This window comes from Methylobacterium sp. WL120 (assembly GCF_008039465.1).
Lineage (GTDB): Bacteria > Pseudomonadota > Alphaproteobacteria > Rhizobiales > Beijerinckiaceae > Methylobacterium > Methylobacterium cerastii.
In genome coordinates this window covers 23,504-34,806 of record NZ_VRUT01000031.1, presented here as the reverse complement: position 1 = coordinate 34,806, position 11,303 = coordinate 23,504, and the positions used below count along the sequence as shown (strand labels likewise).

9 protein-coding genes and 1 pseudogene are annotated in these 11,303 nt (G+C 69.6%); 8 read left to right on the top strand and 2 right to left on the bottom strand.

Going from position 1 to position 11,303, the window contains the following annotated elements:
* Both FV229_RS08760 and FV229_RS08755 read left to right on the top strand, forming a co-directional pair.
* A pseudogene (locus FV229_RS08760) lies at window positions 1–245 on the top strand (hypothetical protein); the annotation flags it as partial.
* Window positions 246–339: 94 nt separating this feature from the next.
* Window positions 340–873 carry a DUF1499 domain-containing protein gene (locus FV229_RS08755; protein ID WP_187275096.1) on the top strand — a complete coding sequence of 178 codons (534 nt, stop codon included), beginning with the start codon at window positions 340–342 and terminating at the stop codon, window positions 871–873.
* 10 nt (window positions 874–883) lie between these two features.
* On the opposite strand, the gene FV229_RS08750 is transcribed toward FV229_RS08755, so the two are convergent.
* Both FV229_RS08750 and FV229_RS08745 read right to left on the bottom strand, forming a co-directional pair.
* Window positions 884–1,717: a MarC family protein gene (locus FV229_RS08750; RefSeq protein ID WP_147751587.1), complete on the bottom strand. Its 834-nt coding sequence runs from the start codon at window positions 1,715–1,717 to the stop codon at window positions 884–886.
* A 209-nt stretch (window positions 1,718–1,926) separates the two neighbouring features.
* A complete protein-coding gene (locus FV229_RS08745) occupies window positions 1,927–2,661 on the bottom strand; it encodes a class I SAM-dependent methyltransferase (protein ID WP_147751586.1) in 735 nt (244 codons plus the stop codon).
* A 195-nt stretch (window positions 2,662–2,856) separates the two neighbouring features.
* On the opposite strand from FV229_RS08745, the gene gloB reads away from it, so the two are divergent.
* From gloB to FV229_RS08715, 6 genes are all read left to right on the top strand, one after another.
* Complete coding sequence (gene gloB / locus FV229_RS08740; protein ID WP_187275097.1) at window positions 2,857–3,624, top strand: hydroxyacylglutathione hydrolase; 768 nt, start codon at window positions 2,857–2,859, stop codon at window positions 3,622–3,624.
* Window positions 3,625–3,959: 335 nt separating this feature from the next.
* On the top strand, window positions 3,960–4,556 hold the full coding sequence (locus tag FV229_RS08735) for a TetR family transcriptional regulator (protein WP_243932769.1): 597 nt from the start codon (window positions 3,960–3,962) through the stop codon (window positions 4,554–4,556).
* A 293-nt stretch (window positions 4,557–4,849) separates the two neighbouring features.
* Window positions 4,850–5,812, top strand: coding sequence for a malate dehydrogenase (mdh, locus tag FV229_RS08730; protein ID WP_147751584.1), 963 nt, complete (start codon window positions 4,850–4,852; stop codon window positions 5,810–5,812).
* A gap of 139 nt (window positions 5,813–5,951) precedes the next feature.
* A complete protein-coding gene (gene sucC / locus FV229_RS08725) occupies window positions 5,952–7,148 on the top strand; it encodes an ADP-forming succinate--CoA ligase subunit beta (protein WP_147751583.1) in 1,197 nt (398 codons plus the stop codon).
* 6 nt (window positions 7,149–7,154) lie between these two features.
* Window positions 7,155–8,039, top strand: coding sequence for a succinate--CoA ligase subunit alpha (sucD, locus tag FV229_RS08720; RefSeq protein ID WP_147751582.1), 885 nt, complete (start codon window positions 7,155–7,157; stop codon window positions 8,037–8,039).
* Window positions 8,040–8,254: 215 nt separating this feature from the next.
* Window positions 8,255–11,254, top strand: a complete 3,000-nt coding sequence (locus FV229_RS08715; protein ID WP_147751581.1) for a 2-oxoglutarate dehydrogenase E1 component — start codon at window positions 8,255–8,257, stop codon at window positions 11,252–11,254.
* Window positions 11,255–11,303: the final 49 nt, after the last annotated feature.

Genomic DNA, 11,303 nt, shown 5'->3' with positions numbered 1-11,303 from the left:
TCATCCTGGCCGCGATCTTCGTCTCCGCGGTGTTCGAGTTCGGCAAGGTCGACGCCATCGGCCATTCCGGGATCATCGTGGTCTTGGTCGCCATCGCCGCCGACGACGCCCGCATCGCCGTCCGCCGCCGCGACGTGGCGCTGGCTCCGGCCTATTACACGGTGGCGCTCACGGGCTTCCTCACGCTCTACTACGTCGGCCACGCCGCGATGTACGGCGCACTGTTCTCGGCGCCCGTCATCTGATTGGATCGACGCGACGGATGTGGCGAACGGCCCCCGCGAGGGGGCCGTTTTCGTTTAGAGCGAAGCGCTCGGGACGAAGGCGCGGAGGATCACGGTGCGGTGGGGGAGGGCGGTCGGTGCGCTGGCCTTGGGCGGGCTCGCGCTCGTCGGCGGCGTGCTGGTGGCGCAGGGACCCGAGCCCGGCGGCATCGAGGATCTGTGGCTGCTGTTCGGGGCGCCCGATCGCGGCGCGGTCGATTTCGCGACCCTGACGCGCCGCCCGGGCGATGCGCTCGCCTGCCCGCCCGGGCAGTGCCGCGCCGCCTCCGACCGGGTGCCGCCGGTGCTGCCGGTCCCGGGCGATCGCCTGCGCGCCATCGTCGCCCAGGTGGCGGCCGAGGAGCCGCGCACCGAGCTGGCCTTCCAGGCCCGCTGGGCCGAGGAGGATCGCTACGTCGTCCGCTCCGAATGGCTGCGGCTACCGGATACGGTCGCCGTCGCGATCGTCGGGGCCGGCGAGGGCCGCTCCACGCTCGTCCTCTACGCCTGCCCGCAATTCGGGGTGCTCGACGCCGGCGGCAACCGGGCGCGCCTCGAACGCTGGCTCGACCGGATCGAAGGTCTGGCGCGGACCAAGGTCGCACGCTGACGGGGGCGTCTCAGCGCGCGGCGAGGAGCGGCCCGAACACGTCGATCACCCCGTTGATGGTGATCTGCGTGCCGACGCAGAGCAGCAGGAACGCGAACAGCCGGCCGAGCACCCGCGCGCCAATCGGCCCGAGCAGGCTCACCACCCGGTCGGCCGAGGCGTAGATCAGCGCCACCGTCGCGGCGACGCCGAGCGCGGCCAGCGACACGCCGACGTAGAAGCCGAGCCGGTCGGCCATCAGCGCCGGGCGGTTCGAGCCGAGGGTGATCGCCACCGCGATGGTGCCCGGCCCCGTGGTGAAGGGCAGGGTGAGCGGAAAGAACGCGATCTCGGACAGCGGGTCGACGGATTTCTGGCCGTCCGCCGGCGTCGGCTCGACCGTCTTGACGGACGCCGCCTTCGCAGGCTGCGCCGTCGCCTCTTGGTTCGCGGCCTGGGCCGTCGCCTCTTGGCTCGCAGCCTGGGCGGCCGCCCCTTGGTTCGCGGCCTGGGCGGTCGCCCCTTGGCCCGTTGTCGAGGAGACCTCGGCCTGCTTGCGGGCCTCGCGCGCCTCCGGCCGGTTGAGGAGTCCCCAGGCGGAGGCGCCGACGACGAGGCCGCCGGCGATCCGCAGCGCGCCGAGCGACACGCCGAAGAAGTTGAGGATCGGCGCGCCGGCCCAGAGCGCCGCCAGCATGATCAGCAGCGCGTACCCGCCGATCCGGCCGGCGAGCCAGACCCGGTCGTCGTGGCTGTGCCCCGCCGTCACCTGCGCGAAGATCAGCGCCCCGCCGAGCGGGTTCACGATCGAGAACAGGCTCGAAAGCGCGAGCAGGAACTGCTGGATGGCCGCTTCGACGCTCATGCTTCGTCGCTCATGGCATGTGCCTTCCGCTCATGGCATGTGCCTTCCGCTCATGGCATGTGCCTCTCGGATTTCCGCAGCCGGCACGATGCCTGAACCCGATGGACGGAACGCGAGCGTCCCGTTCGTCATTCCGCATCCCCCGCCGGGAGGCGCCTGTCTACGGCGAACCCGTGCCTCCGCGCGACATCATCGCGGCGGAAAACCCCTCACCCCGGCGCGGGCGCGGGCACGAGCACCCGGGCGGGGGCGAGGCGGCGGGCGCGGTGGACCTGCTGCACGGCGATCGGGCGGTAGAGCTGCTTGGTGGCATGCACCACGTGGAGGCCGGCGAAGGGCAGCGAGAGGCCGGTCCCGACGCGCTCCCAGGCGCCGGCGGTCCGCAGCATCACCCGCGAGCGCAGGGGCGGCATGTACAGCGTCTCGGCCCAGCCCTCCGGCGAGAACAGCGTGTCGCGCATCAGCCGGCCGAGCTGCGAGCGGCTGTAGGGTTGGCCGTGGCCGAACGGCGTCGCGTCGCGCCGCGCCCAGACCCCGCGGCGGTTGGGCACCACCAGGATCATCCGGCCGCCCGGGGTCAGGGTGCGCCAGACCTCCTTGAGGAGTTCCGTCGGGCTCTCCACCGCCTCCAGCGCGTGCACCAGGATCACCCGGTCGATCGCCGCGTCGGGCAGCGGCATCATGGTCGGGTCGGCCAGCGCCGAGCAGGAGCGGCCGGCGCCGGGCCAGTTCACCACCCCTTGCGTCGCCGGCATGAAGGCCAGCGTCCGCTCGGCGATGCAGTGCACCGGCCCGAGATAGGGCACCGCGTAGCCGAGCCCGAGCACGCGCAGGCCCGAGACCGAGCCCAGGAAGCCGTGGAGCGTGCGGGCGACGATCCGGTGCGTCGTGGCGCCCAGCGGCGTGGCGTAGAAGGCCCGCAGGTCGGTGACGTCGAGGCGCATGGGCGTGAGGCGGGGCGGCGTTCGTGTGAGCCGGCGGCCGGCGATGCGGATTCAATGGGGCCGTGCCATCGCCGCGGCAAGGCGCGAAGGGCGACTTGCGGCCTCGCGCGGCGGGGAACCCCCCGGTTTCGGCACCCGTTCACCGCGGAAGGCGCCCGGTGGGGGCGCCAGCCCGGAGACGCGTTCATGGCGACAGTGCCCGAAATCCGCACCTTCCTGTGCCGCAGCGACAACGTCGGCGTGCTGATGCGCGACCCCGCCACCGGCGCCTGCGCGGCGATCGACGTGCCGGAGGCCGCCCCCGTCCTGGCGATGCTGAAGGAGACCGGCTGGCATCTCACCGACATCCTCGTCACCCATCGCCACGGCGACCACATCGAGGGCATCCCCGAAGTCAAGCGCGCCACCGGCGCCCGCGTGACGGCGCCCGCGAAGGCCGGCGCGGCGATCCCCGACGTGGACGTCACGGTGTCCGAGGGCGACACCGTCCGGGTCGGCGACCTCTCGGCCGAGGTCTGGGAGACGCCGGGGCACTGCGCCGACCACGTCACCTACTGGTTCGCCGATTCGGGAATCGTGTTCTCGGGCGACACCCTGTTCACCCTCGGCTGCGGCCGCGTGATGGAAAGCCCGCCCGAGATCCTGTGGCGCTCGCTGGAGCGGTTCCTGCCGCTGCCCGACGCGACGCGCGTGTTCAGCGGGCACGACTACGTGCTGTCCAATGCCCGCTTCGCAGCCGCAGCAGAGCCCGGCAACGCCGACCTGCTGCAACGTATGCGGGAAGCCGAAGAGCTCAAGTCGACCGGCGGCTTTCTGGTTCCCTCCACGATGGCAGAGGAGCGGGCGACCAACCCGTTCCTGCGCTGCAACCTGCCGGCACTCAAGTCGGCGGTCGGCTTCGGTGAAGACATTGACCCCGCAACAGTTTTTGTTGCGCTGCGAGATTGGAAGAACCGCTTCTGACGCACAGGTTTTCAAGGAAATTTTGTTGCGTTCTCAAAGAGAAGTGAACATACGACGTTCGACAGGCGCTCAACCGTCTTGATCGATAGGCTCCTCAAGGGAGTCTCGACGTCAACGGAAGCGTGTTCCCGCTTCTTTCGGTCAGATGGGGGTCCGTCTCGCCTTACCACCTTTCGTCCTCACGCCTTCCGCTTCCCTTCCTCCAGCCGGATTTAACGCCGCGCTCCGAAGAGCAGTCCGCCGTCGAGCCGGCCGCCAAGGCGCCGCCCGCGGCGAACCGACCTCCGGCCGATCCGGACAACCCGGCCCGCACCCCGGCGGCCGCCCGTTCCCGGGTGGCCCCCATCTCCGCCGACGTGCGCTTGCTCGGGATCGCCACCGAACACCTGGCTCGGCTCGGGCCCAAGCGCGTCACCGTCGTCGCGGTCGCGGCCGAAGCCGGCATGACCCACGCCAACGTCTACCGCTACTTCCCCTCGAAGGACGCCCTGCTCGACGCCGTCGCCGGCCGCTGGCTTCGCGACATCGAGACCCGGCTGGCCGGCATCGCCGACGCGCCGGACCCGGCCGACGACAAGATCGAGCGCCTGCTCACCGCGCTCGCCGCCCTGCAGCGCGACGCGCTCCAGGACGAGCCGAACCTGTTCGCGGTCCACCTCGACGCCACCGTCGCCGCCCGGCCGATCGCACGCCGCCATCGGGTGCGCCTGCGCAGCCTGGTCGAGCGGGTGATCGAGGAGGGCATGGCCACCGGCACCTTCTCGGCCCGCGACCGCGAACGCGCCATCGCCTACATCTTCGACGCGAGCTACCGCTTCACCCATCCGCTGGCGATTCAGCACGACGCCGAGGTGCCGCGCGACCTCGTCGACGCCCGCTTCGGTGCGGTCATCCACGCGATCCAAAGGGTGCTGCGCGCCGGCATCCTCTGAGCGGAATGACAGGTTTTCGAATCTGTCATAGCGCATCGCCGGCGGCATCGTTCCGCTCGCAACGCCCTCGGAAAGCTTGGCTTTTCGAGGGCTTTTCGTTTTGCGCCGCGCCTCCCTCCTGGCCCGAACCCTGCTAGGCCCGACTCCATCGGGTTGATGGAGCGGTGCTTTTCGGCCACACAGCCGCGCAGGAAAAACCGCCGCTTCTGGCGCCGCTTCGAGTCGGATTTCGAACGTCGCGCCGCCCGCAGGCCGCGCCTCACCTTTCACGCATAGCTGGAGACGTCTCGGACATGGCACGCAGCAAGATCGCGCTCATCGGCGCCGGCCAGATCGGCGGAACGCTGGCGCACCTCGCCGGTCTGAAGGAACTCGGCGACGTCGTGCTGTTCGACATCGTCGACGGCGTGCCGCAGGGCAAGGCGCTCGACATCGCCGAATCGGCGCCCGTCGACGGCTTCGACGCCAAGTATTCCGGCGCGAGCGACTATTCGGCGATCAAGGGCGCCGACGTGGTGATCGTCACCGCCGGCGTGCCGCGCAAGCCCGGCATGAGCCGCGACGACCTGATCGGGATCAACCTGAAGGTCATGGAGGCCGTCGGCACCGGCATCAAGGAGAACGCGCCGGACGCCTTCGTGATCTGCATCACCAACCCGCTCGACGCGATGGTGTGGGCGCTGCAGAAGTTCTCCGGCCTGCCGACCAACAAGGTGGTCGGCATGGCCGGCGTGCTCGATTCCGCCCGCTTCCGCCACTTCCTGGCCGAGGAGTTCAAGGTCTCGGTCGAGGACGTGACCGCCTTCGTGCTCGGCGGCCACGGCGACGACATGGTGCCGCTGACCCGCTACTCGACGGTGGCCGGCGTGCCGCTGACCGACCTGGTCAAGCTCGGCTGGACGACCCAGGAGAAGCTCGACGCCATGGTCGAGCGCACCCGCAAGGGCGGCGGCGAGATCGTCAACCTGCTCAAGACCGGCTCGGCCTTCTATGCGCCGGCGGCCTCCGCCATCGCGATGGCGGAGAGCTACCTCAAGGACAAGAAGCGGGTGCTGCCCTGCGCCGCCTACCTCGACGGCCAGTACGGCATCTCCGGCATGTATGTCGGCGTCCCCGTCGTGATCGGCGAGAACGGCGTCGAGCGCGTGCTGGAGGTGACCTTCGACGCGGCCGAGAAGGCGATGTTCGACAAGTCCGTCGGCGCGGTGAACACGCTGATCGAGGCCTGCAAGACGGTGAATCCCGCGCTCGCCTGAGCCACGACGTTTGTCGTCCCGGGGCCGCGAAGCGGAGCCCGGGATCCAGAACCACAGGTGGTGCTCCAGTTTGCCGCGACAGCGGCTCTGGATTCCGGGCTCGCCTCCGGCGCCCCGGAATGACGGAGAGGGTCCTTCGATGAACATCCACGAATACCAAGCCAAGGCGGTGCTGAAGGAGTTCGGGCTGCCCGTCTCCAAGGGCGTCGCGATCTTCAAGCCCGAGGAGGCCGAGGCCGCCGCCAAGGAGCTCGGCGGCCCGGTCTGGGTGGTGAAGAGCCAGATCCACGCGGGCGGCCGCGGCAAGGGCACCTTCAAGGGGGCTTCGGCCGGCGCCAAGGGCGGGGTGCGCGTCACCAAGTCGATCGACGAGGTGAAGCAGTTCGCCGGCGAGATGCTCGGGCAGACGCTGGTGACGATCCAGACCGGAGACGCCGGCAAGCAGGTCAACCGGCTCTACATCGAGGAAGGCGCGCAGATCGCGGCCGAGTTCTACCTGTCGATGCTGGTCGACCGCGAGACCGGCCAGGTCGCGTTCGTCGTCTCGACGGAAGGCGGCATGGACATCGAGACGGTGGCCCACGACACCCCTGAGAAGATCGTCACCTTCTCGGTCGATCCGGCCACCGGCATCATGCCCCACCACGGCCGCGCGGTCGCCAAGGCGCTCGGCCTCACGGGTCCCCAGGCCAAGGAAGCCGCCGACCTCACGAACAAGCTCTACGCGGCCTTCACGGCCAAGGACATGAGCATGCTCGAGATCAACCCGCTGGTCCTCACCGGCGACGGCCACCTCAAGTGCCTCGACGCCAAGATCTCGTTCGATTCGAACGCGCTCTACCGTCACCCCGACATCGTCGCGCTGCGCGACGAGACCGAGGAGGACGCCAAGGAGATCGAGGCCTCGAAGTACGACCTCGCCTACATCGCGCTCGACGGCACGATCGGCTGCATGGTCAACGGCGCAGGCCTCGCCATGGCGACGCTGGACATCATCAAGCTCTACGGCGAGGAGCCGGCCAACTTCCTCGACGTCGGCGGCGGCGCGACCGAGGAGAAGGTCACCGCGGCCTTCAAGATCATCACCGCCGACCCGCAGGTGAAGGGCATCCTGGTCAACATCTTCGGCGGCATCATGAAGTGCGACGTCATCGCCCGCGGCGTGATCGCGGCGGTGAAGGCGGTGGGCCTGGAGGTGCCGCTCGTCGTGCGCCTCGAGGGCACCAACGTCGAGGAAGGCAAGGCGATCATCAGCGGCTCCGGCCTCAACGTGATCCCGGCGGACGACCTCGACGACGCCGCGCAGAAGATCGTCGCCGCCGTGAAGAAGGGCTGAAGCACCATGTCCATCCTCATCGACGCGAACACCAAGGTCATCTGCCAGGGATTCACCGGCAAGAACGGGACCTTCCACTCCGAGCAGGCGATGGCCTACGGAACCAAGATGGTCGGCGGCACCTCGCCGGGCAAAGGCGGGTCCAAGCACCTCGGCCTGCCGGTCTTCGACACGGTCGGCGAGGCCCGCGAGGCCACCGGCGCGACCGCGTCCGTGGTCTACGTGCCGCCGCCGGGCGCGGCCGACGCGATCTGCGAGGCGATCTCGGCGGAGATGCCGCTGATCGTCTGCATCACCGAGGGTATCCCGGTGCTCGACATGGTGCGGGTCAAGCGCGCGTTGGAAGGCTCGAAGTCGCGCCTGATCGGGCCGAACTGCCCCGGCGTCGTCACGGCGGGCGAATCGAAGATCGGCATCATGCCGGCCAACATCTTCAAGCCGGGCTCGGTCGGCATCGTCTCGCGCTCGGGCACGCTGACCTACGAGGCGGTGTTCCAGACCTCGACCGCGGGCCTCGGCCAGACCACGGCGGTCGGCATCGGCGGCGACCCGGTGAAGGGCACCGAGTTCATCTCCATGCTGGAACTGTTCCTCGCCGACGAGAAGACCAAGTCGATCGTGATGATCGGCGAGATCGGCGGCTCGGCCGAGGAGGAGGCGGCGCAGTTCCTGGCCGACGAGGCCAAGCGCGGCCGCAAGAAGCCGATGGTCGGCTTCATCGCCGGCCGCACCGCGCCTCCGGGCCGCCGCATGGGCCACGCCGGCGCGATCATCTCCGGCGGCAAGGGCGGCGCCGAGGACAAGATCGCGGCGATGGAGGCCGCGGGCATCCGCGTCTCGCCCTCGCCCGCGCGCCTCGGCTCGACGCTCGTCGAGGTCCTCAAGGGCTGAAACCCAGTGACAGCCGCGCGCGTATGACCCCGCGCGCGGCTGTGTTGCAGCGCACGCAAGCCCGTGACGCCATATGATGGACGACGAGGCGCCGCTTCGCGCGCCTGCGAGGAATCGCAGCGCGGCCCGAGCCTCCCCGAGCGGAGGCGCCTCCCGCGCGATGACGCGGCTCTCGCGCGCCGGCGGAGAGCCCGCAAGGACAGGATGACCCGCCGATGGCACGCCAGGACGTGAACGAAGCGCTGCTGGAGACCTCGTTCCTCTATGGCGGCAACGCCGCCTACATCGAGGAACTGCAGGCGGCCTACGCCCGCAACCCGTCCTCGGTCGACCCCGAGTGGCAGACCTTCTTCAAGGGCCTCGGCGAGGACGAGACCCTGGTCGAGAAGAACGCCGCCGGCGCCTCGTGGACCAAGCCGAACTGGCCGGTTCCGGCCAACGGCGAGATCGTCTCGGCCCTCGACGGCAACTGGGCGACCCTGGAGAAGGCGGTCGGCGAGAAGATCCTCGCCAAGGGCGCGGAGAAGGCCGAGCAGAGGCCCGGCAAGCCCGCCGACGGCCTCGCGGTCACCACCCGGACCGGCGTGTCGGTGGAACAGGCGACCAAGGATTCGGTCCGCGCGATCATGCTGATCCGCTCGTACCGCATGCGCGGCCACCTGCACGCCAAGCTCGATCCGCTCGGCCTCGCGCCCCGCGGCGACCACGAGGAGCTGCATCCGCAGCATTACGGCTTCCTCGAATCCGATTGGGACCGGCCGATCTTCCTCGACAACGTGCTCGGGCTGGAATTCGGCACGATCCGCGAGATCGTCGCGATCCTGGAGCGGACCTACTGCCAGACGCTCGGCGTCGAGTTCATGCACATCTCCGATCCCGAGGAGAAGGCATGGCTGCAGGAGCGCATCGAGGGCAAGGACAAGGAGATCTCGTTCACGCCGGAAGGCCGCCGCGCGATCCTCAACAAGCTGATCGAGGCCGAGGGCTTCGAGAAGTTCCTCGACCTCAAGTACACCGGCACCAAGCGCTTCGGCCTCGACGGCTCTGAGGCGATGATCCCGGCCCTCGAGCAGATCATCAAGCGCGGCGGCGCGCTCGGCGTGCGCGAGATCGTACTCGGCATGGCCCACCGCGGCCGCCTCAACGTGCTCACCAACGTGATGGCGAAGCCCTTCCGGGCGGTGTTCAACGAGTTCAAGGGCGGCTCGGCCTCGCCGGCCGAGGTCGAGGGTTCGGGCGACGTGAAGTACCATCTCGGTGCCTCGTCCGACCGCGCCTTCGACGGCAACAACGTCCACCTGTCGCTCACCGCCAACCCGTCGCACCTCGAGATCGTCGATCCCGTCGTGCTCGGCAAGGTCCGCGCGAAGCAGGACCAGCGCGCCAAGCCCAACGTGGTGCGCGCCAGCGTGATGCCGCTGCTGATCCACGGCGACGCGGCCTTCGCCGGCCAGGGCGTGGTCGCGGAGTGCCTCGGGCTCTCGGGCCTGAAGGGCCACCGCACCGGCGGTTCGATCCACTTCATCATCAACAACCAGATCGGCTTCACCACCGATCCGCGCTTTTCGCGTTCGTCGCCCTACCCGTCCGACGTGGCGAAGATGGTCGAGGCGCCGATCTTCCATTGTAACGGCGACGACCCCGAGGCCGTGACCTTCGCCACCAAGGTCGCCGTCGAGTACCGCCAGAAGTTCGGCAAGCCGGTCGTGATCGACATGCTGTGCTACCGCCGCTTCGGCCACAACGAGGGCGACGAGCCGGCCTTCACCCAGCCGAAGATGTACCAGCGCATCCGCAAGCACACCTCGGTGCTGGAGAGCTACGCCCGCAAGCTGATCGAGAACGGCACCCTGAGCCAGGAGGCCTACGACGCCCGCAAGGCCGAGTTCCGGGCGATCCTGGACGCCGAACTCGAGGTCGCCGGCACCTACAAGGCCAACAAGGCCGACTGGCTCGACGGGCGCTGGTCCGGCTTCAAGGCCGTGCACGAGGACGTGGACGACCCGCGCCGCGGCCGCACCGGCGTGCCGGCCGAGACCCTGCGCGAGATCGCGGGCAAGATCACCCAGGCGCCCCCCGGCTTCCACCTGCACCGGACGATCCAGCGCTTCATGGACAACCGCGCCAAGGCGGTGGAGACCGGCGTCGGCATCGACTGGGCGACGGCGGAAGCTCTGGCCTTCGGTGCGACCATGCTCGACGGCAACCGCGTCCGGCTCTCGGGCCAGGACGTCGAACGCGGCACCTTCTCGCAGCGCCACGCCGTGGTGATCGACCAGGAGAACGAGCAGCGCTTCACGCCGCTGAACGCGATCCGCGAGGGCCAGGCGCCGCTGGAGGTCATCAACTCGATGCTCTCCGAGGAGGCGGTGCTCGGCTTCGAGTACGGCTACTCGGCGGCCGAACCGAACGCCCTCGTGTTGTGGGAGGCGCAGTTCGGCGACTTCGCCAACGGTGCGCAGGTGGTCATCGACCAGTTCATCGCGTCCGGCGAGCGCAAGTGGCTGCGCATGTCCGGCCTCGTGATGCTGCTGCCGCACGGCTACGAGGGCCAGGGCCCGGAGCACTCGTCCGCGCGCCTGGAGCGCTACCTGCAGTCCTGCGCCGAGGACAACATGCAGGTCGCCAACTGCACCACGCCGGCGAACTACTTCCACATCCTGCGGCGCCAGCTGAAGCGCGACTTCCGCAAGCCGCTGGTGCTGATGACCCCGAAGTCGCTGCTGCGCCACAAGCGGGCGGTGTCGAGCCTCGACATGCTGGCGGAGGGCTCGACCTTCCACCGCATCCTCTGGGACGACGCCGAGCACGAGGAGGGTGGCGTCAAGCTGGTGCGCGACGACAAGGTCCGCCGCGTCGTGCTGTGCTCGGGCAAGGTCTACTACGACCTGTTCGAGGAGCGCGAGAAGCGCGGTGTCAACGACGTCTACCTGCTGCGCGTCGAGCAGCTCTACCCGTTCCCGCTCAAGGCGCTGGCGAACGAGATGGGCCGCTTCCGCAACGCCGAGGTGGTGTGGTGCCAGGAGGAGCCCAAGAACATGGGCGCCTGGGCCTTCGTCGAGCCCTACCTCGAATGGGTGCTCGGCCAGGCCGGCTCCGCGGTGAAGCGCGCCCGCTACGTCGGCCGCCCGGCCTCCGCCTCGACCGCCGTCGGGCAGATGTCGAAGCACCAGGCGCAGCTCCAGGCCTTCCTCAACGAGGCCCTCGCGGTCTGACCTTTCGACGACGCGGCGGCTCCTGATGGGCCGCCGCACCCTATCCCGG